Origin of the sequence: Streptomyces sp. NPDC049597, from assembly GCF_040675505.1 — a bacterium.
In the GTDB taxonomy this organism is placed as follows: domain Bacteria; phylum Actinomycetota; class Actinomycetes; order Streptomycetales; family Streptomycetaceae; genus Streptomyces.
In genome coordinates, this window is sequence record NZ_JBFAOY010000003.1 from 197502 (window position 1) to 224074 (window position 26573).

At 72.8% G+C, this 26573-nt stretch carries 27 protein-coding genes; 8 read left to right on the forward strand and 19 right to left on the reverse strand.

The genetic code is table 11. The annotated features are described in order from the left end of the window. From argB to argC, 3 genes are all read right to left on the reverse strand, one after another. Positions 1 to 900 (reverse strand): acetylglutamate kinase, encoded by a 900-nt coding sequence (argB, locus tag AB0K02_RS06230; RefSeq protein WP_365991170.1) that lies wholly within the window; start codon positions 898 to 900, stop codon positions 1 to 3. After that, on the reverse strand, positions 897 to 2048 hold the full coding sequence (argJ, locus tag AB0K02_RS06235) for a bifunctional glutamate N-acetyltransferase/amino-acid acetyltransferase ArgJ (protein ID WP_365991171.1): 1152 nt from the start codon (positions 2046 to 2048) through the stop codon (positions 897 to 899). The genes argB and argJ overlap by 4 nt, the downstream gene beginning before the upstream one ends. Positions 2049 to 2136: 88 nt before the next feature. Further along, a complete protein-coding gene (argC, locus tag AB0K02_RS06240; protein ID WP_365991172.1) occupies positions 2137 to 3165 on the reverse strand; it encodes an N-acetyl-gamma-glutamyl-phosphate reductase in 1029 nt (342 codons plus the stop codon). Between the two features lie 402 nt (positions 3166 to 3567). Here argC and AB0K02_RS06245 point away from each other — a divergent pair, with 402 nt between their 5' ends. The 3 genes from AB0K02_RS06245 to AB0K02_RS06255 are packed head-to-tail and all read left to right on the forward strand — an operon-like array spanning position 3568 to position 5626. Continuing rightward, a complete protein-coding gene (locus AB0K02_RS06245; protein ID WP_365991173.1) occupies positions 3568 to 3921 on the forward strand; it encodes a YciI family protein in 354 nt (117 codons plus the stop codon). Further along, positions 3918 to 5162, forward strand: a complete 1245-nt coding sequence (locus AB0K02_RS06250; protein ID WP_365991174.1) for an RNA polymerase sigma factor — start codon at positions 3918 to 3920, stop codon at positions 5160 to 5162. Before AB0K02_RS06245 ends, AB0K02_RS06250 begins: the two co-directional genes overlap by 4 nt. Positions 5163 to 5218: 56 nt before the next feature. After that, positions 5219 to 5626, forward strand: coding sequence for a PPOX class F420-dependent oxidoreductase (locus tag AB0K02_RS06255; protein WP_365991175.1), 408 nt, complete (start codon positions 5219 to 5221; stop codon positions 5624 to 5626). A 14-nt stretch (positions 5627 to 5640) separates the two neighbouring features. Here the strand turns inward: AB0K02_RS06255 and AB0K02_RS06260 are convergent, their stop codons facing one another. The 3 genes from AB0K02_RS06260 to AB0K02_RS06270 all read right to left on the reverse strand — a co-directional run bounded on the left by AB0K02_RS06260 (position 5641) and on the right by AB0K02_RS06270 (position 8186). After that, the gene (locus AB0K02_RS06260; RefSeq protein ID WP_365991176.1) at positions 5641 to 6216 is read right to left on the reverse strand and encodes a histidine phosphatase family protein; all 576 of its coding nucleotides are present in this window, start codon (positions 6214 to 6216) and stop codon (positions 5641 to 5643) included. Positions 6217 to 6255: 39 nt separating this feature from the next. Then, the gene (locus AB0K02_RS06265) at positions 6256 to 6687 is read right to left on the reverse strand and encodes a GNAT family N-acetyltransferase (protein ID WP_365991177.1); all 432 of its coding nucleotides are present in this window, start codon (positions 6685 to 6687) and stop codon (positions 6256 to 6258) included. A gap of 62 nt (positions 6688 to 6749) precedes the next feature. After that, a complete protein-coding gene (locus AB0K02_RS06270; protein WP_365991178.1) occupies positions 6750 to 8186 on the reverse strand; it encodes a PLP-dependent aminotransferase family protein in 1437 nt (478 codons plus the stop codon). On the opposite strand from AB0K02_RS06270, the gene AB0K02_RS06275 reads away from it, so the two are divergent. Together AB0K02_RS06275 and AB0K02_RS06280 are read left to right on the forward strand one after the other, a co-directional pair. Then, positions 8185 to 9081, forward strand: coding sequence for a DMT family transporter (locus AB0K02_RS06275; RefSeq protein WP_365991179.1), 897 nt, complete (start codon positions 8185 to 8187; stop codon positions 9079 to 9081). The two genes, AB0K02_RS06270 and AB0K02_RS06275, sit on opposite strands and share 2 nt — an antisense overlap. A gap of 88 nt (positions 9082 to 9169) precedes the next feature. Then, on the forward strand, positions 9170 to 9361 hold the full coding sequence (locus AB0K02_RS06280) for a DUF1918 domain-containing protein (RefSeq protein ID WP_365991180.1): 192 nt from the start codon (positions 9170 to 9172) through the stop codon (positions 9359 to 9361). 36 nt (positions 9362 to 9397) lie between these two features. On the opposite strand, the gene AB0K02_RS06285 is transcribed toward AB0K02_RS06280, so the two are convergent. Then, positions 9398 to 10687: a family 10 glycosylhydrolase gene (locus AB0K02_RS06285; protein WP_365991181.1), complete on the reverse strand. Its 1290-nt coding sequence runs from the start codon at positions 10685 to 10687 to the stop codon at positions 9398 to 9400. A gap of 173 nt (positions 10688 to 10860) precedes the next feature. Here AB0K02_RS06285 and AB0K02_RS06290 point away from each other — a divergent pair, with 173 nt between their 5' ends. Further along, on the forward strand, positions 10861 to 11721 hold the full coding sequence (locus AB0K02_RS06290; protein ID WP_177153463.1) for a 3-hydroxybutyryl-CoA dehydrogenase: 861 nt from the start codon (positions 10861 to 10863) through the stop codon (positions 11719 to 11721). 158 nt (positions 11722 to 11879) lie between these two features. Further along, complete coding sequence (locus AB0K02_RS06295) at positions 11880 to 12137, forward strand: hypothetical protein (RefSeq protein ID WP_365991182.1); 258 nt, start codon at positions 11880 to 11882, stop codon at positions 12135 to 12137. Positions 12138 to 12153: 16 nt separating this feature from the next. Here AB0K02_RS06295 and AB0K02_RS06300 read toward each other — a convergent pair whose 3' ends face one another. From AB0K02_RS06300 to infC, 9 genes are all read right to left on the reverse strand, one after another. Then, positions 12154 to 12684 carry an NUDIX hydrolase gene (locus AB0K02_RS06300; protein ID WP_365991183.1) on the reverse strand — a complete coding sequence of 177 codons (531 nt, stop codon included), beginning with the start codon at positions 12682 to 12684 and terminating at the stop codon, positions 12154 to 12156. A gap of 51 nt (positions 12685 to 12735) precedes the next feature. Beyond that, positions 12736 to 14076 (reverse strand): transcriptional regulator, encoded by a 1341-nt coding sequence (locus AB0K02_RS06305; protein WP_365991184.1) that lies wholly within the window; start codon positions 14074 to 14076, stop codon positions 12736 to 12738. A gap of 456 nt (positions 14077 to 14532) precedes the next feature. Next, on the reverse strand, positions 14533 to 17058 hold the full coding sequence (gene pheT / locus AB0K02_RS06310) for a phenylalanine--tRNA ligase subunit beta (RefSeq protein ID WP_365991185.1): 2526 nt from the start codon (positions 17056 to 17058) through the stop codon (positions 14533 to 14535). Beyond that, complete coding sequence (gene pheS, locus AB0K02_RS06315) at positions 17058 to 18179, reverse strand: phenylalanine--tRNA ligase subunit alpha (RefSeq protein ID WP_365991186.1); 1122 nt, start codon at positions 18177 to 18179, stop codon at positions 17058 to 17060. Before pheS ends, pheT begins: the two co-directional genes overlap by 1 nt. Positions 18180 to 18315: 136 nt before the next feature. Then, on the reverse strand, positions 18316 to 19449 hold the full coding sequence (locus AB0K02_RS06320) for an ATP-binding protein (protein WP_365991187.1): 1134 nt from the start codon (positions 19447 to 19449) through the stop codon (positions 18316 to 18318). Positions 19450 to 19545: 96 nt separating this feature from the next. Continuing rightward, positions 19546 to 20394 (reverse strand): RNA methyltransferase, encoded by an 849-nt coding sequence (locus AB0K02_RS06325; protein ID WP_365991188.1) that lies wholly within the window; start codon positions 20392 to 20394, stop codon positions 19546 to 19548. 111 nt (positions 20395 to 20505) lie between these two features. Further along, positions 20506 to 20889 (reverse strand): 50S ribosomal protein L20, encoded by a 384-nt coding sequence (gene rplT, locus AB0K02_RS06330; protein ID WP_019325184.1) that lies wholly within the window; start codon positions 20887 to 20889, stop codon positions 20506 to 20508. A gap of 101 nt (positions 20890 to 20990) precedes the next feature. After that, on the reverse strand, positions 20991 to 21185 hold the full coding sequence (gene rpmI / locus AB0K02_RS06335) for a 50S ribosomal protein L35 (protein WP_215182940.1): 195 nt from the start codon (positions 21183 to 21185) through the stop codon (positions 20991 to 20993). 121 nt (positions 21186 to 21306) lie between these two features. Next, positions 21307 to 21948, reverse strand: a complete 642-nt coding sequence (infC, locus tag AB0K02_RS06340; RefSeq protein ID WP_365991189.1) for a translation initiation factor IF-3 — start codon at positions 21946 to 21948, stop codon at positions 21307 to 21309. Positions 21949 to 22301: 353 nt separating this feature from the next. On the opposite strand from infC, the gene AB0K02_RS06345 reads away from it, so the two are divergent. Then, positions 22302 to 22679, forward strand: coding sequence for a DUF1844 domain-containing protein (locus tag AB0K02_RS06345; RefSeq protein WP_307716353.1), 378 nt, complete (start codon positions 22302 to 22304; stop codon positions 22677 to 22679). A gap of 13 nt (positions 22680 to 22692) precedes the next feature. Here the strand turns inward: AB0K02_RS06345 and AB0K02_RS06350 are convergent, their stop codons facing one another. The 3 genes from AB0K02_RS06350 to AB0K02_RS06360 form a co-directional block, all read right to left on the reverse strand. Beyond that, a complete protein-coding gene (locus tag AB0K02_RS06350) occupies positions 22693 to 23427 on the reverse strand; it encodes an SseB family protein (RefSeq protein ID WP_365991190.1) in 735 nt (244 codons plus the stop codon). Between the two features lie 367 nt (positions 23428 to 23794). Continuing rightward, the gene (mycP, locus tag AB0K02_RS06355) at positions 23795 to 24982 is read right to left on the reverse strand and encodes a type VII secretion-associated serine protease mycosin (protein WP_365991191.1); all 1188 of its coding nucleotides are present in this window, start codon (positions 24980 to 24982) and stop codon (positions 23795 to 23797) included. Further along, the gene (locus tag AB0K02_RS06360; RefSeq protein ID WP_365991192.1) at positions 24979 to 25833 is read right to left on the reverse strand and encodes a hypothetical protein; all 855 of its coding nucleotides are present in this window, start codon (positions 25831 to 25833) and stop codon (positions 24979 to 24981) included. Before AB0K02_RS06360 ends, mycP begins: the two co-directional genes overlap by 4 nt. Positions 25834 to 26573 lie beyond the last annotated feature (740 nt).

A 26573-nucleotide genomic window follows, 5' to 3' on the forward strand; every position in this document is an offset into this window, starting at 1 on the left:
TCAGTCCCCCTGTCCGTCCGGCACGACCATCGTGCCGATGCCCTCGTCGGTGAAGATCTCCAGCAGGATCGAGTGCTGCACCCGGCCGTCGATCACGCGGGCCGTGTTGACCCCGTTGCGCACGGCGTGCAGGCAGCCCTCCATCTTGGGGACCATGCCGCTGGAGAGGTCGGGCAGGAGCTTCTCCAGCTGGGTGGCGGTGAGCCGGCTGATGACCTCGTCGCTGTGGGGCCAGTCCTCGTACAGGCCCTCGACGTCGGTGAGGACCATCAGCGTCTCGGCGCCCAGCGCCGCGGCGAGTGCCGCGGCCGCCGTGTCGGCGTTGACGTTGTAGACGTGTCCGTCGTCCTCGGAACGGGCGATCGAGGAGATCACCGGGATCCGTCCGTCGGCGAGCAGTGCCTCGATGGCCCCGGTGTCGATGTCGGTGATCTCGCCGACCCGGCCGATGTCGACGAGTTCCCCGTCGATGGTCGGCTGGTGCTTGGTGGCGGTGATGGTGTGGGCGTCCTCGCCGGTGAGGCCGACGGCGAGCGGCCCGTGCTGGTTGAGCAGACCGACCAGCTCCCGCTGGACCTGCCCGGCGAGCACCATCCGGACGACGTCCATGGCCTCGGGCGTGGTGACCCGCAGGCCGGCCTTGAACTCGCTGACCAGTCCGTGCCGGTCGAGCGCGGCGGAGATCTGCGGGCCGCCGCCGTGCACCACGACGGGCTTGAGCCCCGCGTGCCGCAGGAAGACGACGTCCTGGGCGAAGGCGGCCTTGAGCTCGTCGTCGATCATGGCGTTGCCGCCGAACTTGATGACGACGGTCTTGCCGTTGTGGCGGGTCAGCCAGGGCAGCGCCTCGATGAGGATCTGCGCCTTGGGCAGGGCGGTGTGCTTCCTCGTGGTGCTCATGAGCTGTACGCGCTGTTCTCGTGGACGTAGTCGGCGGTGAGGTCGTTGGCCCAGATGACCGCGGACTCGGCGCCCGCGGCCAGGTCCGCGGTGATGCGCACCTCCCGGTAGCGCATGTCGACCAGGTCGCGGTCCTCGCCGACGGAGCCGTTCTTGCAGACCCAGACGCCGTTGATGGCGACGTTGAGCTGGTCGGGCTCGAAGGCGGCCTTGGTGGTGCCGATGGCGGAGAGCACCCGGCCCCAGTTCGGGTCCTCGCCGTGGATGGCGCACTTGAGGAGGTTGTTGCGGGCGATGGAGCGGCCGACCTCGACGGCGTCGTCCTCGGTCGCCGCGTTGATCACCTCGATGCGGATGTCCTTGGAGGCGCCCTCGGCGTCGCCGATCAGCTGCCGGGCCAGGTCGTCGCAGACCGTGCGCACGGCCTCGGCGAACTCCTCGTACGCGGGCGTCGCGCCGGACGCGCCGGAGGCGAGCAGCAGCACGGTGTCGTTGGTGGACATGCATCCGTCGGAGTCGACCCGGTCGAACGTCTGACGGGTGGCGGCCCGCAGCGCCTTGTCGAGGGTGGCCGCGTCCAGGTCCGCGTCGGTGGTGAGGACGACGAGCATCGTGGCGAGGCCCGGCGCGAGCATGCCCGCGCCCTTGGCCATGCCGCCGACGGTCCAGCCCTCCCCCTGCGCGACGGCGGTCTTGTGGACGGTGTCGGTGGTCTTGATGGCGATGGCGGCCTTCTCGCCGCCGTGCTCGCTGAGCTGGGCGGCCGCCTGCTCGATGCCGGGCAGCAGCTTGTCCATGGGCAGCAGGACGCCGATGAGTCCGGTGGACGCGACGGCGACCTCGCCCGCGCCGATGCCGAGGACGTCGGCCGCCTTCTCGGCGGTCGTGTGGGTGTCCTGGAAGCCCTTCGGGCCGGTGCAGGCGTTGGCGCCGCCTGAGTTGAGGACCACGGCGGTGACCTCGCCGCCCTTCAGGACCTGCTCGGACCACAGCACCGGTGCGGCCTTGACGCGGTTGGAGGTGAAGACACCCGCGGCGGCGCGGCGCGGCCCGTTGTTGACCACGAGGGCCAGGTCCGGGTTGCCGTTCTCCTTGATTCCGGCGGCGATGCCGGCCGCCGTGAATCCCTTCGCTGCGGTCACGCTCACTGTGCTTCTCCGTTCGCTTCTCCGCCCGCGCAGCGCAGAGGCGCAGGCATCGTCCTCATCCGCGGACCGGCGGCTGCGCGCGCGTCGCTCACGGCGCAACTCCAATCGTGGAAAGACCCGTGCTCTCGGCGAATCCGAGGGCGATGTTCATGCTCTGCACCGCGCCGCCCGCGGTGCCCTTGGTGAGATTGTCGATGGCGCTGATGGCGATGACGCGCCCGGCCGCCTCGTCGTAGGCGACCTGGATCTGGACGGCGTTCGATCCGTACACCGAGGCGGTGGCGGGCCACTGCCCCTCGGGCAGCAGGTGGACGAACGGCTCGTCCGCCAGCGCCTTCTCGTACGCGGCGCGGACGTCGCCCGCGGTCGTGCCGGGCTTCGCCTTGGCGGAGCAGGTGGCGAGGATGCCCCGTGCCATGGGTGCGAGCGTCGGGGTGAAGGAGACGTTGACGCGCTCCCCCGCCACCGCGCTCAGGTTCTGGATCATCTCCGGGGTGTGCCGGTGGCCGCCGCCCACACCGTACGGGCTCATCGAGCCCATCACCTCGGAGCCGAGCAGGTGCGGCTTGAGGGCCTTGCCCGCGCCGGAGGTGCCGGTGGCGGCGGTGATCACGGCCTCGGGCTCGGCGAGGCCGGCGGCGTACGCCGGGAACAGCGCGAGCGAGACGGCCGTGGGGTAGCAACCGGGCACCGCGACACGCTTGGACCCCTCCAGCGCGGCGCGGGCGCCCGGCAGTTCGGGGAGGCCGTACGGCCATGTCCCGGCGTGCTCGGAGCCGTAGAAGGCCTCCCAGTCGGCGGAGTCGGCGAGCCGGAAGTCGGCGCCCATGTCGACGACCAGGACGTCGTCCCCGAGCTGCTCGGCGACGGCGGCGGACTGGCCGTGCGGAAGGGCGAGGAACACGACGTCGTGACCGGCGAGGACGTCGGCGGTCGTCGGCTGGAGCACCCGGCCGGCGAGCGGCAGCAGATGCGGTTGCAGCGCGCCGAGCGTCTGGCCCACGTTGGAGTTGCCGGTGAGGGCGCCGATCTCGACCTCGGGGTGCGCCAGCAGCAGTCGGAGCAACTCTCCGCCCGCGTACCCGCTCGCCCCTGCCACTGCTGCTCGAACCGTCATCGAAAGCCTCCTCATCGATGGCATGACTATACGCAGCGATGCAGAACTATGCAATGACCTCTCGCGCGAGTAGATGTACCGGGCATCAAAGAAGTGTCGGAACTCTACAGAACCATAATCACCGGCTCCCTCGGGCTCCGCACGGGGCCCCGCCTGATGCGCTTGTCAGGGTGGAGTCACGCGCAAGGACACACCCGCGATCGACCGGACCGGGAGTTGTCACTCCATCACAAAGGGGGTTCCCATGGACGGAGGCATGAACCAGGTCGCGGGAGGGGCCCTGACGGAGCCGGGGTCTCACACACGCGAAATTCCCGGCGGGACGTGTCGATCCCGGGCCTGCCCCGTTCGTGTAGAGGGTGAGAACGCGGCAGGACGCCGCGAGGCACCGAGGAGGCCACCATGCAGCAGTATCTGCTCAGTATCTACCAGCCCGACGGTGATCCGCCGCCGCCCGAGGTCCTGGACCCGATCATGCGGGACGTCGAGGTCGTGAAGGCCGAGCTGAGGGAGGCCGGGGCCTGGGTGTTCTCCGGCGGGCTGCACCCGCCGAGCACCGCCACCGTCCTCACGCTCCAAGACGGCGAGGTGCTCACCACCGACGGTCCGTACGTCGAGGGCAAGGAGCACCTGGGCGGTTTCACCGTCATCCAGGCACCCGATCTCGACGCGGCGCTGGCGTGGGGCCGCAAGCTGGCCCGCGCGATCACGCTCCCGATCGAGGTGAGGCCGCTCGCCCACGGCAGCGGCGGATGACGACGGGGCCGGCGGGGGCGGGCGGCGCGGCGGCCGTCGAGCGGGTCTTCCGCGAGGAGTACGCACGCGCCGTCGCCGTCCTCGTCCGGGTCTTCGGCGACATCGACATCGCCGAGGAAGCGGTCCAGGACGCCTTCACCACGGCACTGGAGCGGTGGCCCGCGCACGGGCTGCCGCCCAGCCCGGCGGGCTGGATCATCACCACCGGCCGCAACCGGGCGATCGACCGCCTGCGGCGGGAGGCGTCCCGGGCGGACCGGCACGCGCAGGCCGCGCTGCTGCACGCGCAGCAGCGTCCGCTCGAGGAGGCCCCCGTGGAGGACGACCGGCTGCGGCTGATCTTCACCTGCTGCCACCCCGCGCTCGCGCCGGCCGCCCGCGTCGCCCTGACCCTGAGGCTCGTCGGGGGGCTCACCACCGCGGAGATCGCCCGCGCGTTCCTGGTGGCCGAGCCGGCCATGGCGCAGCGCCTGGTCCGCGCCAAGGGCAAGATCCGCGATGCGCGGATCCCGTACCGCGTCCCGGACGAGGCCGAACTGCCCGACCGGCTGCCGGCCGTGCTGTCGGTCGTCTACCTCGTCTTCAACGAGGGCTACAGCGCGGGCTCGGGCGACCGGCTGGTGCGCGAGGACCTGTGCGCGGAGGCGGTGGGACTGGGCCGGCTGCTGGCCCGTCTGATGCCGGACGAGCCCGAGGTGCCGGGCCTGTTGGCGCTGATGCTGCTGGCGGAGTCCCGACGGCCCGCACGCACCGGACCGGACGGCGAACTGGTGGTGCTCGCCGAGCAGGACCGCGGCCTGTGGGACCGGGACCTGATCGCCGAGGGCCAGGCGCTGGTGCGGCGGTGTCTGCGCCGCGGCAGGCCCGGGCCGTACCAGATCCAGGCGGCGATCAGCGCGGTGCACAGTGACGCGCGGGACGCGGCCGCCACGGACTGGGGCCAGATCCTGCGTCTGTACGACCAGTTGACGGCGATCGCGCCGAGCCCGGTGGTGGCGCTCAACCGGGCGGTCGCCGTGGCCGAGGTACGGGGCCCCGGCCCGGCGCTCGACCTGGTGGAGGCGCTCGCCCCCACGCTGGGCGGGTTCCACGTGCTGCACGCCGTGCGGGCCGATCTGCTGCGGCGGCTCGGCCGCGGCGCCGAGGCGGCGTCGGCCTACGCAGCGGCGATCGCGAGCGCCGGGAACGCGGCCGAGGCCGCCTACCTGGAGCGCAGACTCCGCGAACTCGGGCCGGTGTGAGGGGCCCGGGCCCCATTCCCAACCGCGTTGACCCGCACGGGGGTTACCCTCGGCCCATGCCGATGTCTCTGAGCGAGTCAGCCCGCCTGATGTTCGACGAGCCGAATCCGGCTGTTCTCGCCACCGTCCTGCCCGACGGCAGCCCGCAGACGTCGGTCGTCTGGGTGAGCCGCGAGGGAGACGAACTGGTGATCTCCTCGCAGGCCGGCCGGCGCAAGGACCGCAACATCGCCCGCGACCCGCGCGTCTCGCTGACGGTGTACGACCGCAAGGACCCGCTGCGCTACGTGGAGGTGCGCGGGACCGCGACCGTCACCAAGGACCGGGGACGCGCACTGGCGGTGCGGCTGGCGGAGGAGTACGAGGGGCCTGGCGCGGGGCAGGAGTATCTGGACCTGCCGCCTGAGGCCGTGCGCGTGGCCATCCGGATCACGCCGGAGCGGGTGGTGGGGACGGCGAAGTAGCCGTGCCGCGCCGGTCAGGCGGCCGCCTCCAGGCACAGGTGCCAGCGGCCCGGCTGTCCGGTGAGGGTGACCGTCGACAACGGGCGGACATCGACGTTCCAGTACATCGAGGGATGGGCGCGCAGCGCGTACACAAAGGCCGCCCGCACCACGGAAGGCTCGGCCACGGCCACGATCGCACGGCAGTCGTCCGCGGGCCGGGTGTCGAGCCAGCCGCCTATCCGTGAGATGAACGCCAGCAGCGGTTCGCCGCCGTGGGGGGCGCTGCGCGGGTCGGCGAGCCAGGCGTCGACCGCGGCGGGCTCGCGCGCGGTCACCTCGGCGAGCGTGCAGCCGCGCCAGCGGCCCATGTCGCAGTCGCGCAGGGCGGGCTGGGCGAGCGGGGCGAAGCCGAGCGCCTCGCCGGTCGCCCGGCTGCGGGTGGTGGGCGAGCAGTAGCGCAGCTCGGCGGCGCTCAGCGGCACGAGCGCGTGCGCCGCGAGCTGCACCTCGTGCCAGCCGGCCTGGTCGAGCGGCCGGTCGTCGTCGAACCGCTCGGTGAGCAGCGGGGAGCTGCGCGCGGCGGCGACCAGGGTGACCCGGACAGTCATGGCGTGATGGTGATGGGCAAAGCCTCGCAGGTCAAGGTGTCACTCGAACATCAGGTTGAGCCAGTTGCCGGGGACGGCGAGCTTGGTGAAGCCCACCTTCTCGTAGAGGCCGTGGGCGTCGTCGGTCGTGAGCAGGATGCGGCGCAGTCCGAGGGCGGCGAAATGGTCGCGGACCGCGGTGACCAGTGCGGTGCCCAGCCCCTCGCCCCGCGCGGACCGGTCGACGTAGACGTCGCAGAGCCAGGCGAAGGTGGCGTGGTCGGTGACCACCCGTGCGAAGCCGGCCATCTGCCCCGAGACCGTCTCGTACGCACCGAAGTTGACCGATCCGGCGATGGCCCGGTCCTGCTTCTCCCGGCTGCGGCCGAGCGCCCAGTACGCCTCGGTGGAGAGCCAGCGGTGGATCCGGTCCTCGTCCAGCCGGGCCGGGTCGGTGGAAATCGTGTACGCGCCATGCATCGTCTCGGTCATGGGCGGGAGCGTCGCACAGCGGCGCGAGGGCTGTCACCGGAGTATCTCTCCGGGACGTCCGGTCACCTCGTCAGCTCGCCGTAGGCGGCCCGCAGCCTGCGCACCCCCTCGGTGATCTCGCCGACACCGGCGACGCCCGCGAAGCTCAGGCGGATGTGGCCGGCGGTCGGTTCGGCGGAGAAGTACGGGCGGCCGGGGGCCACCGCGACGTCGGCCCGCAGCGCCGCGGCGACGAGTGCGCTCTCCTCGACGGTGTCGGGCAAGCGCAGCCAGAGGTGGTAGCCGCCCGAGGGGATGTGTGGCAGGGCGAGCTGCGGCAGGTGGAGCCGCAGCGCGGTGGTCATGGTGTCGCGGCGGACCTTCAGCTCGGCGGCCACGGCGCGCAGGTGCCGGTTCCACGCGGGCGCGCCGACGAGTTCGAGTGCGGCTTCCTGGAGGGGCCGGGGGACGAAGAACGTGTCGACGACGTGGATGGCGCGGAGCCGTTCGAGCACGGGTCCGCGGGCGGCGAGCATGCCCACGCGCAGGCTGGGCGAGGTGGCCTTGGTGAGCGAGCTGACGTGGACGACGACGCCGTCGTGGTCGTCGGCCGCGAGCGGCCTGGGCAGCGGGCCCGCGTCCTCGTGGACGAGTCGCCGGGCGAAGTCGTCCTCGACGACGAACGCGCCCGCCTCGCGGGCGACACGCAGCACCTCCGGGCGGCGCTCGGACGCGAGGACAGCGCCGGTCGGGTTCTGGAAGAGCGGCTGGCAGACGAAGACGCGGGAGACGGTGGCGCGGAAGGCGGCGGCGAGCAGGTCGGGCCGCACGCCGTCGGCGTCCACCGGAACGGGGACCGGCCGCAGCCCCGCGGCACGGGCGATGGCCAGCATGCCGGGGTACGTGGGCGATTCGACGAGGACGGGCGAGCCGGGCGGGGCGAGCGCGCGCAGTGCGGTGGTCAGCGCGGACTGGCCGCCCGCCGTGACCAGGACGTCCGCCGGTCCCAGCGTCTCGCCGATCGAGCGGGCGAACCATTCACGCAGTTCGGGCAGGCCGTCGGTGGGCGGTCTGCTCCAGGCTCCGGGACGGCGGCCGGCGCGGGCGAGGGCCGCGGCCATGGCCCGTTCGGGCTGGAGCGAGGAGTGCAGGTACCCGCCGTTGAACTCGACGACGCCCGGGGCGGGCACGGCCAGGGTGACGAGGACTCCGGACGCGTCGACGGCGCGCGGCACCGCCTCGGCGGCGGCGTCGGCGCTGAGGGTGACCTCCTGCCAGGAGGTGTCGGCGGCCGGCGGGACGTCGGTGCGCGGGTGGGCCCGGAAGGCCCCGGCACCGGGCCGGGTGACGACGAGTCCTTCGGCGACGAGCTGGGCGAGGGCGCGGGAGACGGTCACCGGCGAGACGCGGTAGCGCTCGACGAGGGCCCGACTCGACGGCAGCTTCCCACCTGGTGAGTAGCGGTCCAGCTCCCGCCTCAGCGAGTGCGCCAGGTCAACCACACTGCTACGCTGTTGCATGACAGCACAGGATAGCGCTACTCCCATCACCACGATAGCGGTCAGCGGCGGCACGGTCCTCGCCGCGCTCGGCGTCCTCGCCTTCTCCCTGACGTTCCCCTCCACCGTCTGGGGACTGGACAGCTTCGGCCCCTGGTCCCTGGTCGCCGTGCGCAGTGTGCTCGCGGCGCTCGTCGCGGGCGGATTCCTGCTGGCACTGCGCGTCCGCGTCCCGGAGCGCCGGCACTGGGCAGGACTCGCGGTCGTCGGCGGCGGCGTCGTCGTGGGCTTTCCGCTGCTGACCACCCTGGCCCTGCAGACCTCGACCACCTCGCACGCCGCGGTCGTCGTGGGACTGCTGCCGCTGACCACGGCGGCCTTCGCGGCCCTGCGCACGGGTCGCCGGCCGTCGCGCACCTTCTGGGCCGCCGCGCTCGCCGGAGCCGTCATCGTGATCGCCTTCACCGTGCAGCAGAGCGGCGGTGCCCTGCACACGGGCGATCTGTACCTCTTCGGTGCCCTGCTGGTCTGCGCCGCCGGCTACACCGAGGGCGGCAGGCTCGCCTCGGTGATGCCCGGCTGGCACGTCATCGGCTGGGCACTGGTCTTGTGTCTGCCGCTGAGCCTGGCCGGGTCCCTCGTCGCGCTCTCCGTCGAGCCGGTGCACCTCACCGCCAAGGGCCTGACCGGGCTGGTCTGGGTGGCCGTCGGATCGACCTTCCTCGGGCTGTACGTCTGGTACCGCGGCATGGCCGAGATCGGCATCGCCAGGGCCAGCCAGCTCCAGCTCGCCCAGCCGCTGCTCACCCTGGTCTGGTCGGTGGCCCTCCTCGGCGAGACCCTCTCCCCCGCGGCCCCTCTCGCCGCCGTGGGCGTCCTCGTGTGCATCGCGGTCACACAGCGGGCCCGCACCTGAGTCCACGGCCGGGGATGCGCGGGATGCCCCCGGCCGTAGACTCGAAAAGACCCATCAAAGGGACCCGCTGCCGAGGAGGTCACTCCCGATGCAAGCAAACGAGGGCGACACGCTGCTGGTGCACGGCAGAACCGTGGGGCAGCACGACAAGCACGCCGAAGTCCTCAAGGTGCTGGGACCCGACGGCACTCCTCCGTACCGCGTCCGTTTCGACGACGGGCACGAGGCGGTGCTTTCGCCCGGGCCCGACTGCGTGGTCCAGCACCACGAGAAGACCTGACCACACCGTTCCGGTCCGGGAGCGCGGGCGCCGGGCTCAGCGCGCCGTCCGCACCCGGGTCGGGTAGTGGTCCTCCACCACCCTCGTCATCGCCCCCAGCGGATCGGTCCCCACTTCCAGCGCCGAGAAGAAGCAGTGGCCGCCCACCTGCGGGTACCGCGAGGCGTACGTGAGGTGGCGGGAGAGTTCCGCGGGGTCGTGCCACGCCGAGGGCTGGCCCGCCATTCCCACCTTGTACAGCGCCTCGCCGATGTACAGGTCGACTCCCGTGCCGTCGGCGACGGCGGACCACCAGGGCACGAGCGTCGAGTAGTCGGCGGCGGCGAAGCCCATGTGCCAGTAGACCTGCGGGACGACGTAGTCGATCCAGCCCCGCCTGACCCAGGCGCGGGTGTCGGCGTGGAGGTCGTCGTACGTCTGCACGCCCGCCGTCGTGCGGGAACCTGCCGGGTCGGTGGAGGCGTTGCGCCACACGCCGAAGGGGCTGATCCCGAAGCGGACGTGCTTGTTCACACCCTTGATCCGCTCGCTCGTCTCCCGCACCAGCAGGTCGATGTTGGCCCGGCGCCAGGCGGCCCTGTTCGCGTATCCCGTGCCGTACCGGGCCCAGGCCGCGTCGTCGTCGAAATACTGGCCGGCGACGGGATACGGGTAGAAGTAGTCGTCGAAGTGCACGGCGTCGATGTCGTAGCGGCGGACGGCGTCCAGTACGGCCTCCTCGACGAAGGCCCGGACCTCCGGAATGCCCGGGTTGTAGTACAGCCTCCCGCCGTACGGCACGATCCAGTGCGGGTGCTGTCTGGCCGGATGGCAGGGCACCAGCCGGGAGGGGTCCGCGTGGGCCGCCACCCGGTACGGGTTGAACCAGGCGTGCAGCTCCAGACCGCGCCGGTGCGCCTCCCTCACCGCGGTGCCGAGCGGGTCCCAGCCGGGATCACGCCCCTGGACACCGGTGAGGTACTGGCTCCACGGCTCGTACGGCGACGGCCACAGCGCGTCGGCCGTCGGCCGCACCTGGAGCATCACCGCGTTCAGCCGGCGCTCCACCGCGGTGTCGAGGTGGGCCAGCAGCTCGGCTCGCTGTTCGGCGGCGCTCAGACCCGGCACCGACGGCCAGTCGCGGTTGCCGACGGTGGCCACCCACATCCCGCGGAACTCCCGTGTGGCCCGCTTCCCCCACGCGGCCCTGCCCATCGGACCCCCTTCCCCTGCCGTCCCGGCCCCCTCCGAGAAGCGGGCGGAGGCCGCCGCTTCCCCGGTCGTCGCGAGCGCGGCCAGTGCTCCGGCCGCCGCGACCACGAAACCTCTTCTCCTGAGATGTCTCATATGTCCACCCTTGTCGCTGACGGTAGCGATTGCCGTGTCCCGCAGAGCATGCCCGCCCCTGCGGCTCGGTGACCCACGCATCCGGAGTAACGTCGGGGGGTCGGCGGGCGCCGGAACCGTACGGGGGACCTGCCGACCGAAGGACCAGCGAAAGGCATCAGGTGACGGACTCAATGGCCGACATTGCACGCGTCGGAGTGGTGGGCTGCGGCCAGATGGGCGCGGGCATCGCGGAGGTGTGCGCCCGCAGCGGCCTCGAGGTGAAGGTGGCCGAGACCACGGGCGAGGCGCTGGAGATCGGCCGGACCCGGCTGTACAACTCCCTGACCAAGGCGGCCGAGCGCGGCAAGATCACCGAGGAGGAGCGCGACGCCACCCTGGAGCGCCTCTCCTTCACGACGGACCTCGGGGAGTTCGCCGACCGCGATCTCGTCATCGAGGCCGTGGTCGAGAACGAGCAGGTCAAGACCGAGATCTTCCAGGTACTCGATCAGGTGGTGACCCGGCAGGACGCGATCCTCGCCTCCAACACCTCCTCGATCCCGCTGGTGAAGCTGGCCGTCGCGACCTCGCGCCCCGACCAGGTCATCGGCATCCACTTCTTCAACCCGGCCCCGGTGCAGAAGCTGGTCGAACTGATTCCGGCACTGACCACCTCCGAGGAGACGATCAAGCGCTCCGAGGCCGTGGTGCAGCAGGTGCTGGACAAGCACCCGATCCGGGCGCAGGACCGCTCCGGCTTCGTGGTGAACGCCCTGCTCATCCCGTACCTGCTGTCCGCGATCCGGATGTTCGAGTCGGGCATCGCCAGCCGCGAGGACATCGACAACGGCATGGAGATGGGCTGCGCCCACCCGATGGGACCGCTGAAGCTGTCGGACCTGATCGGCCTGGACACGGTCGCCTCGGTCGCCGACTCGATGTACGCCGAGTACAAGGAGCCCCTGTACGCCGCTCCCCCGCTGCTCCAGCGGATGGTCGACGCGGGCCGGCTCGGCCGGAAGTCCGGCTCGGGGTTCTACACCTACTCCTGACGCGACCACAGGGGAATTCGAACAAGGATTCACACGGGGCGCGCGGGGCGTGCCCGCATATGCCACGCGCGCACGCTCCCGCCCTCCTGCAAGGCGGAGTTGACTCGGTCCCGCTCAGCAAGGGTCCGCGTACGACTACCCGAACAGGAGAAGCACCCGTGTCCACCGACCCTGATCACTTAGTGGCCGTCGAGGAATTCGCCGAACTGCGCCGCAGCATCGACGTGGGACTGGCCCGTATCGACGGCCACCTGGCACTGCTGGCCCAGCGCGGCGACCAGATCGACCGGGAACTGGCCGATCTGACCGCGCGCGTCGGGGCGCTCGAACACGCCCGATGGCCCCTGCCCGCCGTGGCGGCGCTCACCGCACTGGGGGCGCTGGCGGTCGCGGTGTGGCAGGCGGTGAGCCCGTAGGCCGCGGCCGGGGGCCCTAGCCCAGGCGCAGGTGGTGGAGCATCAGCAGTCCGGCCGCCATGTTGGCGGCCGGGACCTCACCACGGGCGATCATGTCGGGCACCAGCTTGAGCGGCACCCACTCCCGGCGCGACGACTCGAAGTCGTCCTCGGGGTGGCCGATGTAGGTGGCGTCCTCGGCCCAGTAGAGGTGGTGCCGGGCATCGGTGAGGCCGTTGGACGGCTCGACGGTCAGCAGATGCCGGAGGGGGCCGGGACGCCAGCCGGTCTCCTCCTCCATCTCGCGCGCCGCCGCGTCGGCGACGCTCTCACCGTCCTCGACGACTCCCGCGGCGAGTTCCCAGCCCCAGCTGTCGGTGATGAAGCGGTGCCGCCAGAGCATCAGCACCTCGTTGGCGTCGTTGACCGCGGTCGCGACGGCGACCGGGCGGAGCCGAATCAGGAAGTGGTCCAGGTGACGGCCGTCCGGGAGGGCGACATCCGCCAGATTGACCCTGAACCAACGGTTCTCATACACAGTTCGTTCGCTTAAGTTCGTCCACTGCACGCTTCTGCCACCTTCCGACAAGTCGATGGCAACATGGCAGCAGGACCCGGCTCAGAGGGGAACGCGCAGCGCTCCGTCGATGAGGTGGGCCGCCTCCGCGGCATCGGCACAGCCGCTGGTCACCAGGTGCTTCCGCACGTCCCGCAGACGGTCCCTCAGCCGCTGCGACTCCATCCCCCGGGCCCGCTCCACCATCCGTGCCGCCGTCCGCGCCGCGCGGTCCGCCTCGCCCTGGCGCAGTTCGATCTGGCTGAGCATCGCCAGCCGGTGCACCCGGCCGCGGTCGTGCGCGGGGGTGTCCACCGCGGTCGCCGCGTGCTCGCGGGCCGCGGCCAGGTCTCCCAGGCTCAACAGGGCTTCGGCCACCTGGACGTTGACCAGCCCCGGCTGGACGTAACCCGTCTCGTCCGGCTCGTGCCCCGGACGGATACGCTCCGCCTCCGACTCGGCCCGGCGGATGCACCGCAGTGCGCTCGCGGCGTCGCCGAGGTGGGCGTAGGCCTTGGCCTGCATCGCGTACAGGTCGGCCGCGAGCGCGGGGGTGATCTGGTGCCCGGCGGCACGCAGCGCGGCCTCCGCGAAGGCCACGGCCTGACGGTAGTCCGACATGAACAGCGACTGGTTGACCAGCAGCGCGATCACGTACGCGCCAAGTCCCCGGTCGCCGCTGGCCTTCGCCAGGCGCAGCGCCTGGTGGAAGTAGCGCTGGGCCAGACCGTGCGCGTCGGAGTCGTACGCACAGATCCCGGCGACGGCGACCAGTCCGCCGGTCGCGCGGTGCAGTTGGCGGCCGAGGGTGTCGCTGTACGCGCCGCGCAGCAGCGGGGCGGTCTCGGCGTTGAGGAAGCCGACGACACGGGAGCGGGTCGCGATCCCGCCGGCCTTGCGGTACATCAGCTCGTAGTGCGCGCGGGCGGCCCTGAGCATCTCTATGTCGGCCATGCCCACGGACGTCTGGCCGGCACGGGAGACGTCCGAGTCCTCGGGAGGGTTCTCCCATTCCCAGACCGGCATCACGGCCGGCGTGCCGGTGACGGCGGGCGCCTCGACGATGTGCGGTCGCTGCTGCTCGTCGGAGCGCCACAGGGCCGCGGCGCGCTCCACGAAGCCGGACAGCGACGACCCCTGCGGCGGGGCGGGCTCGCCCGGTACGCCGAGGCCGATGTCGTCGAGCGTGACGACGCGGCGCAGCCGGACGGCGAAGACCTCGCAGATCAGATCCGGCACCTGTCCTCGCGGGCGCTGGCCCTTCAACCAGCGGGCGACCGCGGTGTGTTCGTAGCGCAGCGACAGTCCTCGGGCCCGGCCGGCCTGATTGACGCGCGCCGCGAGACCGGCGTGGGAGATGCCCGCTTCGTCGAGCAGGGCGTCGAGCAGGGTATTGGGCTGCATGGGCCCCTCCGGTGACTCGGTCCGCCTCAGCCTAGTAGAGGACGATTCGCACGGGGTGTGAATCAAGTGCCCTGTTCCGCACCGTGCGTGCTCTCCCGCCGCACATCGGGGGCCGGTTGACTGAACTGCCTCTCACAGAGGCGGCCGGGCCGCCGGCTCCCCCTCGTACAGTGCGGCGGCCCCCCTCGCGCCGTCTGCCCTGCTGATCTGCCCGACACTCCGCGGCAGGGCGGACGGCGCCGGCCGCGGCGGCAGCCCCACTCCTGCCGGACACCGCGAGGCAGCACAGGCCCAGGCGACGGGAGGTTCCGGCCGGGTACCGGCGCAGGGCTTCCCCGACTGCGCCGATATCCGCGCGCGGTCGGTGCGCGGGGCGGGTCGGGCACCGGGTCGGGGCCGGGCGGAGAGGCAGAAGGGCCCGGGGGCAGCGCCCCCGGGCCCCGGCTCCAAGAGGCGTCACGCGCCCCGCAGCACCGCTCCCGTGCGCTCGGCCGCGAGCGACACCGCCGCGTCCCGCGCGGCCGACGCCTCGTCGACCGTCAGGGTGCGGTCCGGCGCGCGGAACCGCAGCGCGTACGCCAGCGACTTGCGGCCCTCGCCGATCTGCTCACCGGTGAACACGTCGAACAGCCGGACCGCCTCCAGCAGTTCGCCCGCGCCCTCGCGCAGTGCCGCCTCCACGTCCGCCGCCGGCACGTCGTCCGCGACGACGAGCGCCACGTCCTGCGTGGCCACCGGGAAGGTGGAGATCCTCGGGGCCCGGACGGCACCCTGGGCCGCCTGCTCCAGGAGGTCGAGCTCGATCTCCATCGCGCAGGTGCGGGCCGGCAGGTGCAGCGCCTTGAGGACGCGCGGGTGCAGCTCACCGGCGTGACCGACGAGGATCTCCTCGCCGTCGACCGTCGTGTAGAACGCGGCGCAGCGGCCGGGGTGCCACGGCGCGTGCCGGTCCGCGCGCACGGTGAGCTCGACACCGGCCTCTCGGCCGAGCAGCCGCGCGGCCTCGATCGCATCGGCCCAGTCGGCCGGGCGGCCCTTGCCCCACCAGCCGGCCTGCTCGCGGGCGCCGGCGAGGACGACGGCGGCACGCCGCGGCTGGCGCGGCAGGGCCGCGTTCAGCGAGGCGATCTCCTCGTCGGTGGGCCGGCGGTCGACGGGCAGCTGGGCCGCGCGGACCTCGTCGCCGGTCGGCCGGAAGACGAGGCCGGTCTCGAAGAGCGCGAGGTCGTGGCTGCCGCGCCCGTCGTTGCGCCGCAGGGTCGCGAGCAGTCCGGGCAGCAGCGTCGTGCGCAGCGCCGGCTCCTCGTCGGACAGCGGGTTGACGAGCGTGACCACGTTGCGCCGCGGGTCGTCGGCGTCGAGGCCGAGCTGGTCGAAGACCTGCTCGGAGACGAACGGGTAGTTCGGCGCCTCGACGTAACCGGCGCCGGCCAGCGCGCGGCCGACCCGGCGGTGCAGCCGCTGCCGGGCGGTGAGACCGCGGCCGGACGGCGGCGTGGGCAGCGTGGAGGGCAGGTTCTCGTAGCCCTCCAGCCGGATGACCTCCTCGGCCAGGTCGTTCGGGTGGGCGAGGTCGGGGCGCCACGACGGGACGGTGACGACGAGCTCGTCCTGGCCCAGGACGTCGCAGCCGACCTCCTGGAGGCGGCGCACCACGGTCTCGCGCCCGTACGCGACGCCCGCCACCCGGTCGGGGTGGTCGGCCGGCATCGTGACGGTGCGCGGCGCGGCGGCCGCGGTGATCTGCGTGACGCCGGCCTCTGCGGTGCCGCCCGCGAGCAGCACCAGCAGGTCGACGGTCCGCTGCGCGGCGGCGGCCGCGGCCTCCGGGTCGACGCCCCGCTCGAAGCGCCTGGACGCCTCGGAGGACAGCTTGTGGCGACGCGCCGTGCGGGCGACGGCGATCGGGTCGAAGTGCGCGGCCTCGATCACGACCTCGGTCGTGCCCGTGATCCGGCCGGTCTCCGGGTCGGGCTGAGCGTCCGCGATCTCGGTGTTGGCCCCGCCCATCACGCCCGCGAGGCCGATGGGGCCACGGTTGTCGGTGATGACGAGGTCCTCGGCGTCGAGGACGCGCTTGGCACCGTCGAGGGTGGTGAGCTGCTCGCCGGGCTGGGCGCGGCGCACCCCGATCGGCCCGTCGACACGGGAGCGGTCGTAGGCGTGCAGCGGCTGGCCGAGCTCGAGCATCACGTAGTTGGTGATGTCGACGGCGAGGGAGATCGGGCGCATGCCGGCCTTCTGCAGCCGGCGCTGCAGCCAGATCGGGGAGCGGGCCTCGGGCTCCAGGCCGACGACGGTGCGCGCGGTGAAGCGGTCACAGCCGACGGGGTCGGAGACTTGCACCTCGTAGCCGTAGGAGTTGGGCGCGGGCACGTCGAGCAGCGCCGGGTCACGCAGTGGCAGCCCGTAGGCGATGGCCGCCTCACGGGCGACACCGCGCATCGACAGGCAGTAGCCGCGGTCCGGGGTGACGGCAATGTCGAGGACCTCGTCGACGAGCTCGAGGAGCTCGATCGCGTCCGTTCCGACCTCGTGCTCGGGCGGCAGCACGATGATGCCGCCTCCCCCGTCGCCCATGCCGAGTTCGTCCCCGGAGCAGATCATCCCGTGGGACGTCCTGCCGTACGTCTTGCGGGCGGAGATCGCGAAGTCGCCGGGCAGCACCGCGCCGGGGAGCACGACGACGACCTTGTCGCCGACGGAGAAGTTCCGCGCGCCGCAGACGATCTCCTGCGGCTCACCCGTGCCGTTGGCCTGGCCGACGTCGACAGTGCAGAAGCGGATCGGCTTCTTGAAGCCGTCGAGCTCCTCGATCGTCAGGACCTGGCCGACGACCAGGGGGCCCTTGAGCCCGGCGCCGAGCTGCTCGACGGTCTCGACCTCGAGGCCGGCGGAGATGAGCTTGGCCTGGACGTCACGGCCGGTCTCCGTCGCCGGCAGGTCGACGTACTCCCGCAGCCAAGAAAGCGGGACCCGCATCAGATCTCCATCCCGAACGGCCGGGTGAACCGGACGTCACCCTCGACCATGTCTCGCATGTCTTCGACGTTGTGGCGGAACATCAGCATCCGCTCGATGCCGAACCCGAAGGCGAATCCGCTGTACTTCTGGGGGTCGACACCGCAGGCGACGAGCACCTTCGGGTTGACCATGCCGCAGCCGCCGAGCTCGATCCAGCCCTCGCTGGAGCAGGTGCGGCAAGGCCGGTCCGGGTTGCCGACGGACTCGCCGCGGCACACGTAGCAGACCATGTCCATCTCGGCGGACGGTTCGGTGAACGGGAAGAAGTTCGGCCGCAGCCGGGTCTTCATGCCCTCGCCGAACAGCGCCTGGACCATGTGGTCGAGCGTGCCCTTGAGGTCGGCCATGGTCAGGCCCTCGTCGACGGCGAGCAGCTCGACCTGGTGGAACACCGGGGTGTGCGTGGCGTCCAGCTCGTCGGTGCGGTAGACGCGGCCGGGGCAGATCACGTAGACCGGCGGCTCGCGGTCCAGCATCGACCGGACCTGGACGGGCGAGGTGTGCGTGCGCAGCACGACGCCGGAGTCCGACTTGCCGTCGGCGTCGGCGACGAAGAAGGTGTCGTGCTCTCCGCGGGCGGGATGGTCGGCCGCGATGTTGAGCGCGTCGAAGTTCAGCCACTCGGTCTCGACCTCGGGACCTTCGGCCACCTCGTAGCCCATGGCCACGAAGACGTCCTCGATGCGCTCGGAGAGCGTGGTGAGCGGGTGGCGGGCACCGGCGGCGACGCGGTCGTAGGGCAGCGTGACGTCGACGGACTCCTCGACCAGCACCCGGGCGTCGCGCTCGGCCTCCAGCTCGGCCTGGCGAGCGGCCAGCGCCTTGCTGACGGCGCCGCGGGCCTGGCCCACGCGCTTGCCGGCCTCGGCCTTGGCCTGCGGCGGCAGTGCGCCGATCTCGCGGTTGGCGAGGGAGAGCGGCGAGGTGCCACCGGTGTGCGCGGTCTTCGCGTGGGCGAGCGCTTCGAGGTCGGCGGCGGCGGCGAAGGCGGCGAGCGCCTCGTCCCGCATGCGCTCGATCTCTTCCGGTTTCAGTGCCTCGACCTCAACAGGGTCGTACGACTTATTGGGTGCGGACATCTCTTCCCGTACTTCCGAATGGGCTGGCTGGGGACCCCGCACGTCGACCAGGGACGACCGAGGACGCAAAGGTGCCAAAGGCCGAGTCTAACGGGGTGCGGGGATTCGAATGCGCCCGTGGGCTGCCCGGCGGCCTCTACAGGAGGTGGGCCGGAGTGCCGACGGGCAGAATAAATCGGAACTCGGCGCCGCCGCCGGGTCCCCGGCCGACGGTGATCGTCCCGCCGTGCGCCTCGACGATGCCCTTGACGATGTAGAGGCCCAGCCCGGTGCCGCCGCGCTTGCTCCCCCGCCAGAAGCGGGTGAAGACACGGGCCATCGACTCCTCGGGGATGCCGGGACCCTCGTCGCTCACGGTGACCGCCGTGCCCTTCTCGTCGTCCTTCGCCGGTGCCGGCGCCACCTCGATGGTGACCGTTCCCTCGCCGTGGCGCACCGCATTTTCCAGCAGGTTGGCGAGGACCTGGTCGATCTTGTCGGGGTCGGCCCACAGATCCGGCAGCCCGGGCCGGATGCGGACGAGGAACCGGTCGGGCGCCTGGCCGGCTGCTGTGTGCGCCTGGACGTGGCGGGCGACGGCGGCGGCGATGTCGACGGGCTGGCGGCGTACCTCGAGCCGGCCGGAGTCGATGCGGGAGATGTCGAGGAGCTCGGCGATGAGCCGGGTGACCCGGCCCGCGTCGGCGTCGACGGTCTCCAGCATCAGCCGCTTCTGGTCGTCGGTGAACCTCTCCCACTTGGCGAGCAGGGTCGCCGTGAAACCTTTGACGGAGGTCAGCGGGGAGCGCAGCTCGTGGGCGACGGTGGCGATCAGTTCGGCGTGGCTGCGCTCGGTGCGGCGCCGGGCCTCGGTGCCGCGGAGGCTGACGACGAGCCGGCGCAGCGGCCCGGTGGGCACGTCGCGCACGTAGCGGGCGGACACGAGGACCTCGCGGCCGCCGGGGAGCAGCAGGTTGCGCTCGGGCTGCCCGACCCGGGTGGACAGGCCGCCGTAGGGATCGGTCAGCGTCCACCAGCGACGGCCCTTGAGGTCCTCCAGCGGCAGCGCGCTCTCCAGCGGGGCGCCGATGGCGTCGGCCTTGGAGACGGCGGTGATGCGCACCGCGGCCTCGTTGAAGCAGACGACGTGGCCGTTCTCGTCGGCGACGACCAGCCCGTCGGGGAGGTCGTCGGGGTCGACGGCGGACACGGCTCCGGACGCCTCGGGACCGCCGGTGCGGCACAGGACGGCCTCCAGTGTCCGGTTCGGCCTGCTGGTCCCGACGGTCATCTCCCCGTACCCCACCTCTCCGCTGCCGAGTGGGCCCCGAGCCCGTCACCCTACTAGCTCAAAGTGACGTGGCGGACCCCCTGAGCGAGTACTCCCTCAGCGGGAGGTGCCCCGGGCCCCGGCCCGCTGGGCACGCGCCGAGGCGTACAGACATACGGCCGCGGCGGTGGCCAGGTTCAGACTCTCGGCCTTGCCGTGGATGGGGACGCGTACGACGGCGTCGGCGAGGGCGCGGGTCTCCTCCGGCAGGCCCCATGCCTCGTTGCCGAAGATCCAGGCGGTGGGGCCGCCCATGGTCCCGGCGTCGAGCTCGTCGTCGAGGTCGTCGTCGCCCGCGCCGTCGGCGGCGAGTACACGCACGCCGGCCTCCTTCAGGCCCCGGACGGCCTGCTCCACCGGAACGCCCACGGCGACCGGCAGGTGGAAGTGCGAACCGACGGAGGCGCGTACGGACTTGGGGTTGTAGAGGTCGACGGAGGCGTCCGTGAGGACGACGGCGTCGGCGCCCGCGGCGTCGGCGCAGCGCAGCACGGTGCCCGCGTTGCCGGGGTCCCGTACGTGGGCGAGGACGGCGACCAGCTTGGGCCGGGCGGCGAGGATGTCCTCGAACGGCGAGTCCAGGAAACGGCACACCCCGACGAGCCCCTGCGGAGTGACGGTCTGGGACACCTCGGCGAGCACGGTGTCGGCGGCGTGGTGCACGCGTGCGCCCGCGGCGCGGGCGGCGCCGACGATGTCGGCGTACCGCTCGGCGGCCTCGACGGTGGTGAACAGCTCGACGAGGGTCGGTTCGCCGCCGGGGCCCCGGTGGGCGACGGCCTCACGGACGGCCTGCGGCCCCTCGGCGATGAACAGCCGGTCCTTCCCCCGGAAGTTCCGCTTGGCGAGCCGCCGGGCGGCGGCGACCCGCGGGGAACGCGGGGAGATCAGCTCGGGGGTGGGCATGGGCGCCTTGGGCTCTCTTCCTCGGTCGGCTGGGATCGGTCGCGGGGCACGGTCAAACACACCGGACCCGCAGGCCCTCAGGCCTGCGGGTCCGGTCGGCTCGGTGCGCCGTCAGGCAGCCTTGGGCGCGTTGACGTCGCTCGGCAGCGCCTTCTGGGCGACCTCGACGAGCGCGGCGAACGCGCCTGCGTCGTTGACCGCGAGCTCGGCCAGGATCTTGCGGTCCACCTCGATGTTGGCGGCCTTCAGACCCTGGATGAAGCGGTTGTAGGTGATGCCGTTGGCGCGGGCAGCGGCGTTGATGCGCTGGATCCACAGCTGGCGGAAGTCGCCCTTGCGCTTCTTGCGGTCGTTGTAGTTGTAGACCAGAGAGTGGGTGACCTGCTCCTTGGCCTTGCGGTACAGGCGCGAACGCTGGCCGCGGTAACCGCTGGCCTGCTCGAGGATCGCCCGGCGCTTCTTGTGGGCGTTGACTGCCCGCTTGACGCGTGCCACTTGTTAACTCCTTGTAGCGGGGCCGTGGTGGATTCACACGGCCCGGAAACGAATAGGTCCCGGTCCCGGCGTCCCGTCCCCTGCGTCGGGGACGGAGGACGTCACTTGCCGAGAAGCTTCTTGATCTTCGCGGCGTCGCCCGGGGCCATCTCGGCGTTACCGGTGAGGCGGCGCGTCAGACGGGACGACTTGTGCTCGAGCAGGTGGCGCTTGCCGGCGCGCTCACGGAGCACCTTGCCGGAGCCGGTGATCTTGAAGCGCTTCTTGGAACCGCTGTGCGTCTTGTTCTTCGGCATCGCGCCGTATCTCCTCATCAGTGGCGCTCCCCCGGTGCGGGCACCGGACTGCGGGAGCGTCAGATCTTCGTTGTGGGTTCCGGGCGGGACCGGGGGCCGCCTGTCCGGCTGGCCCCGCGGATCACCCCTCGGAGGATGTGTCGGCCGAGGCGTCGGAGTCCTGCGGGCCCTGGCGCTCCGCCTTGCGTGCGGCCTGGGCCTCACGCGCCTCGGCCATGGCCTCGGTCTTCTTCTTGTGGGGGCCGAGAACCATGATCATGTTCCGGCCGTCCTGCTTCGGGTTCGACTCGATGAAGCCGAGGTCCTCGACGTCCGCCGCGAGACGCTGCAGAAGACGGAAGCCAAGTTCGGGGCGGGACTGCTCACGACCACGGAACATGATCGTGATCTTGACCTTGTCGCCCTGCTTGAGGAACCGGACGACGTGACCCTTCTTGGTGTCGTAGTCGTGCGGGTCGATCTTCGGCCGGAGCTTCATCTCCTTGATGACCGTGTGCGCCTGGTTCTTGCGCGCCTCACGGGCCTTCATGGCCGACTCGTACTTGAACTTCCCGTAGTCCATGAGCTTGCACACGGGCGGACGGGCGTTCGCCGCGACCTCGACCAGGTCGAGGTCGTACTCCTGCGCAAGCTCCAGGGCCTTGGCAAGCGGAACAATCCCGACCTGCTCGCCGCTGGGACCGACAAGTCGCACCTCGGGAACGCGAATCCGGTCGTTGATGCGGGGCTCGGCGCTGATGGATCCTCCTAAGTAGCACCACACGACCGCCTGGCAGACAGCCGCGTAACGTCTGTTTCGTCAGACCAACCGCGCCGGAACACGAAAAATGCCCCGGACGGGACACAGGCGGCTGCTCCATCACTACCGGAGCACCGCCGCGGTGGACCGCGGGGCGCGCATCGGGCGACTTCCATCGTCCGTACGGAACGATGGGCGCCGCCTGACCGGTGACCCGCCGCCCGCGAGGGCGGCCAGGTGGGAGATCGGAGCCTCCACTTGTGGGCTGGGCACGCAGGTGTCCAGCCGGTCGTCACACAAGGCTAGCAGCTCCGTGGGGATGCGGCTAACCGGTGGCCGCGGCGTTGACCTCGGCGGCGGGGCATATCGTGTGCGTCATGAGTGACGCGACCTCCCCCCAAGAGCCCTCCGCCCAGGAGGCCCCCGACTTCGACGCCATGACCCGCGACATCGCCGAGGTCCCCGCGGTCGAGGTGATCGTCACGGTCGCCGTCAACCTGATGAGCGCCGCCGCCGTCAAGCTCGGTCTGACCGAGGACGGCGATGACCACAAGGACCTCGACGAGGCCCGCAAGCTGGTGCACGCGCTGGCCGGTCTGCTCGACGCGAGCACGACCGAGATCAGCTCCTTCCACGCGGCCCCGCTGCGCGACGGGCTCAAGTCACTGCAGCTCGCGTTCCGCGAGGCGTCGCTGGTGCCGGACGAGCCGGGCCAGGGTCCGGGCGAGAAGTACACCGGCCCGGTCTACGGCTGACCTGTCCGCGGACCTAGGTCCTGACGTAGAAGGGCCCGCCCGGAGGGGTGGCCCCGGCCGGCAGCAGTGCCAGGTCGAGGCCCCGCACCAGGCGGGCCCTCAGTACGTCGTCGGCCGCCAGCGCCTCGGCGACACGGCGCCCCGCCTCGGCCGGGACCGCGTCCGGCGCGAGGACGAGCGCGAGTGTGCCGTCCGCGTCGCGGCCGGGCCCCAGGTGCGCGCGCAGGACGGCGGGCTCGGCGGCCAGCCTCTCGCGCACGGCAGCGGTGACGGCCGGGTCGGCGAGGGGGTCGGTGCTGGTGCGGCCCTCGGCGAGGGCGAGCAGGGCCTGTCCCGTCAGCTCGTACGGGACCGGGCCGGCCAGGTCGATGACGAGCGTGTCGGCCTTCTCGTGGGCCGCGGCCTGGAGCGCCTGGTGCAGCGGGACGGCGACGGGGCGGGCCTCGGGGTCCCACAGGGCGAGCGAGGCGATCGAGGTGAACGCGGGCAGGGCGCGGCGATCGCCGGCCGTCAGGGTGGGCACGGCCATGTCGCTGGTCTTCTCACGGCGCAGCCCGTTCTCGTCCTCCTCCACCTCGCCGAGGACGGCGACGACGGGGACGAGGAGCCGTGCGCTCCTGAGCGCCTCCAGCACGGGCCGATGGGCCGTGCGGTCCTCGGCCCAGGCGGCGAGCGCCGCCTCCAGGGCGGGGTCGGCGGTGCCGTCGTCGTCGGAGAAACCGGGGTCCGGGATGTTCTTGAGCGCCACGCGTCGAGCCTAACGTCCTGCGCGTGACCGCCGTCGCGCGCCTCTGGCCAGGACGGGGGCCGCGGGGTGCGGCGGACCCGGCTCGAGGCCGGGGGCACCGTCGGGGCCGCCGTCGGTGCGGGCTCGTCCTGTGCCGGCGATCACGGCCGACGACACCGGCGGGGTGTTTCTCACCGACCGCTCACGCGGTCGCGGTCGAGGGCGCGACGCCCGAGGAGATTCCGCGGCCGGGGGCGCGACGCCCGAGGAGATAGCGCGGCCGGGGGCGCGACGCCCGAGGAGATAGCGCGGTCGAGGGCGCGGCCCGAGGAGATGTGGCGCGCCCAGCCTCGCCGTCCGCGCCGGTCGCTCGGCGGTCTCGGCTCCGTCAGAAGGAGCCGCTTCGGCCCCGGCTGCCTCCTCGGAAGAGCACGACGGCCGCGGCCAGGGTCAGCACGCCGAGGCCGCCGGCCACGGGGGCGAGCCAGCCCGCCGGTTCCATGCCGCCCTCCTCCGGGCCGGGGCCCCGGCCGAAGTACCGCTTGTCGTAGCCGGACACGGCCGTCGTCGGGTCGCCGGGCCGCAGCCGGGCACCTTCGGCGATCGCCGCTGCCGGATCGACGAAGCCGTAGCCACGGGAGTCGTCGCGGCCGCCCTTGGGTGCGTTGCGGGCCGTGTCCCGCAGGAGCTTCTTGATCTGGGCCGGGGTGAGGTCCGGGTGGGCAGACCGGACGAGGGCGACGGCACCCGAGACGAAGGCCGCGGCAGCGCTGGTCCCCCAGCCCTGGTAGTACTTCCGGTCCGGGTCGGCGAGCACGATGTCGACGCCGGGGGCGCTGACCGTGGCGTACCAGCGGCGCGTGGAGAAGGAGGCGTGCGTCCCGAAACGGTTGACCGCCGTCACCGCGATCACGCCCGGGTAGGCGGCGGGGTAGGAGATGTGGTCGCCCTTCTCGCCGCCGTTGCCCGCGGAGGCGACGACGACGGCGCCCTTGGAGAGGGCGTACTGGACGGCGGCGTCCTCACCCGCCTCGGGGTGGGCGGACTCGCTGTCGTCTCCGAGCGAGAGGTTGATGACGTCGGCACCGTGGTCCGCCGCCCAGCGGATGCCCTGGGCGAGGGCCGTGCCACGTGACTTGCGGGCCCGGTCACGCGCCTTGTCGCCGCCTTCGAGGATGACGCGGACGGGCAGGATCTTCGCCTCAGGGGCGATGCCCATCACGCCGGCCTCCTGGCCGAAGCCGTGTCCGTGGGCGGCGATGATGCCCGCCATCGCGGTGCCGTGACGGGCCCAGGCGCGGTCGCCGCGCTGGGCGCCGAAGCCGATGAAGTCCTTGCCGGGCAGCACGGAACCGGCGAGATCCGGGTGCTGGTCGTCGACGCCCGTGTCGAGGACGGCCACCGTGACGCCCTCGCCCTTGGTCGTCTGCCACGCCTCGGCGGTGTGGAGGGCGTCCAGGCTCCACTGCTGGGCGCGGATCGCGTCGGCGTGCGCGGGCGTCGCGGCGGGCAGCACGGCGAAGGCCGCGGCGACGACCGCGGCGCCGAGGCGGTGGCGGCGCGGGGGGAGGCTCATTCGGTCTCCTCCGTGGCACGGCCGACGGAGGACCGCAGGCCCCGTTCGATGCGGTCGGCGATGCCGGCGGCGTCGTGGCCGAGTCCGGACTGCGCGGGGGCGGTCGTCGCGCCGTCCGCCTTGGCCTCGTCGGCGGGCTGCGGGTCGGGGACGGGGCGGCCGTCGGCGAAGCCGGAGACGGCGTAGACGACGACGGGCGCGTCGGTCACGACGTCGACGGTCCAGCTGGCACGCTGCTCGTCGCCGAATCCGGCCGCGATCGTGCCCTTGGCCGGCAGCGTGCGGGGCATCAGGTCGGTGCGTTCACCGAGCCCTTCGGTGGCGAACCGGTTGTGCAGCGCGAGCATGCCGTCCTGCTCGGCCTCGGTGAAGACGAGGCCGACGGTGGTGACGCTGCTCGCGGTGGCGTCGGTGTACGTGGCGCGCACGACACGGGCGCAGCCGACCGGCTCCAGCGTCTTGACGAGCAGCGGGTCGAGCGCGGGCGCGCAGCCGCTGTCCGGGGCGACGGCGATCCGCGTCCAGACGCGGTCGGCCCCGCCGGGCCCGGCGTTGTCGCCCTTGAGGGTGGGCGGGAACAGCCTGTCCACGGGGACGCTGTGCCACATGGTGCGCACCTTCGTGTAGCTGCCGCGCCCGCCGGTGTCGGCGCTGGAGTCGCCGGTGAGCCACAGGCCGGTCACCGCACCGCCGATGAGCCCGAGCCCGAGGACGACGCAGGCGACGGCGCCGGCGGTCCTCGCGGGGTGCCGGGTGCGCACGGGCCGCAGCCGCGTGGTCAGTTCGGCGGGGGCCTCGGGCGGGACCCAGTGGTTGACGGGCGGCCGGGGCGCGCCGGGCCGCGGCGTCATGTCGACGTGTCCGACGGGCCGCCGCCGCGGCGCGGGCGGCACGGTAGGCACGACCGGCGGCTGAGCGGCGGGGGCAGGTGCCCGACGGGGTCCCGGTGCCGGCGCGGCGGGACGCAGGCGGGTGGTGGTCTCGACCTCGGGGATGCTCCCGTCCCCGGGCGGGGCCCAGGGAGCACCGTCGGTCGCGGGCGACGTGGATCGCTCGGGCGACACGGCAGGCCGGGACTGACTCGACCGAGGGCCGTCCGGGACGGATGCGGGCGACGAGGTCACCGGCCCCGCGGCAGACGCGGGCGGGGCGGGCGACGTGGATCGCTCAGGGGACACGGCAGGCCGGGGCGGACTCGACCGCGGCCCGTCCGGAGCCGGCACGGCCCGGGCGGACTGTGGCGTCGCTTCCGCCGCGGGGGCTGCGACATCGCGAGCGGCGGGCGGCGTGGTCCGCTGCGGGGTCACGCTCGCACGCGACGCGGGCGCCGGCGCGGAAGCAGGCGCGGGCTGCCGCGTGCGCAGGTCGGACTGGGAACGGGAGCCGCTGCCGGAACGGTCGGCGCCGGGCGCGGGCGTGCCCGGGCGCGGCGCCGCGGCACGGGCGGAGGGCGACTGTGGGGCGGGCGGCTGAACCGCGGGGCGCGGGGCCGCGGCCCCGGCGGCGGGCGGCTGCGCGGCGGGACTCGGCGTCGCGGTGCCGGCGGCGGGCGACGGTACGACGGGCTTGCCGGACGCGGGCTGACGGGGCT

Coding starts and splice junctions, on each gene's coding strand:
- AB0K02_RS06345 (WP_307716353.1), top strand. CDS start 22,302: ATGAGTGACGCGACCTCCCCCCAAGAGCCCTCCGCCCAGGAGGCCCCC.
- AB0K02_RS06285 (WP_365991181.1), bottom strand. CDS start 10,687: ATGAGACATCTCAGGAGAAGAGGTTTCGTGGTCGCGGCGGCCGGAGCA.
- AB0K02_RS06325 (WP_365991188.1), bottom strand. CDS start 20,394: ATGCCCACCCCCGAGCTGATCTCCCCGCGTTCCCCGCGGGTCGCCGCC.
- pheT (WP_365991185.1), bottom strand. CDS start 17,058: ATGCGGGTCCCGCTTTCTTGGCTGCGGGAGTACGTCGACCTGCCGGCG.
- AB0K02_RS06275 (WP_365991179.1), top strand. CDS start 8,185: ATGACAGCACAGGATAGCGCTACTCCCATCACCACGATAGCGGTCAGC.
- AB0K02_RS06280 (WP_365991180.1), top strand. CDS start 9,170: ATGCAAGCAAACGAGGGCGACACGCTGCTGGTGCACGGCAGAACCGTG.
- AB0K02_RS06265 (WP_365991177.1), bottom strand. CDS start 6,687: ATGACCGAGACGATGCATGGCGCGTACACGATTTCCACCGACCCGGCC.
- AB0K02_RS06290 (WP_177153463.1), top strand. CDS start 10,861: ATGGCCGACATTGCACGCGTCGGAGTGGTGGGCTGCGGCCAGATGGGC.
- argB (WP_365991170.1), bottom strand. CDS start 900: ATGAGCACCACGAGGAAGCACACCGCCCTGCCCAAGGCGCAGATCCTC.
- AB0K02_RS06305 (WP_365991184.1), bottom strand. CDS start 14,076: ATGCAGCCCAATACCCTGCTCGACGCCCTGCTCGACGAAGCGGGCATC.
- AB0K02_RS06270 (WP_365991178.1), bottom strand. CDS start 8,186: ATGCAACAGCGTAGCAGTGTGGTTGACCTGGCGCACTCGCTGAGGCGG.
- AB0K02_RS06360 (WP_365991192.1), bottom strand. CDS start 25,833: ATGACGCCGCGGCCCGGCGCGCCCCGGCCGCCCGTCAACCACTGGGTC.
- AB0K02_RS06255 (WP_365991175.1), top strand. CDS start 5,219: ATGCCGATGTCTCTGAGCGAGTCAGCCCGCCTGATGTTCGACGAGCCG.
- argC (WP_365991172.1), bottom strand. CDS start 3,165: ATGACGGTTCGAGCAGCAGTGGCAGGGGCGAGCGGGTACGCGGGCGGA.
- mycP (WP_365991191.1), bottom strand. CDS start 24,982: ATGAGCCTCCCCCCGCGCCGCCACCGCCTCGGCGCCGCGGTCGTCGCC.
- AB0K02_RS06260 (WP_365991176.1), bottom strand. CDS start 6,216: ATGACTGTCCGGGTCACCCTGGTCGCCGCCGCGCGCAGCTCCCCGCTG.
- pheS (WP_365991186.1), bottom strand. CDS start 18,179: ATGTCCGCACCCAATAAGTCGTACGACCCTGTTGAGGTCGAGGCACTG.
- AB0K02_RS06245 (WP_365991173.1), top strand. CDS start 3,568: ATGCAGCAGTATCTGCTCAGTATCTACCAGCCCGACGGTGATCCGCCG.
- rpmI (WP_215182940.1), bottom strand. CDS start 21,185: ATGCCGAAGAACAAGACGCACAGCGGTTCCAAGAAGCGCTTCAAGATC.
- AB0K02_RS06250 (WP_365991174.1), top strand. CDS start 3,918: ATGACGACGGGGCCGGCGGGGGCGGGCGGCGCGGCGGCCGTCGAGCGG.
- AB0K02_RS06320 (WP_365991187.1), bottom strand. CDS start 19,449: ATGACCGTCGGGACCAGCAGGCCGAACCGGACACTGGAGGCCGTCCTG.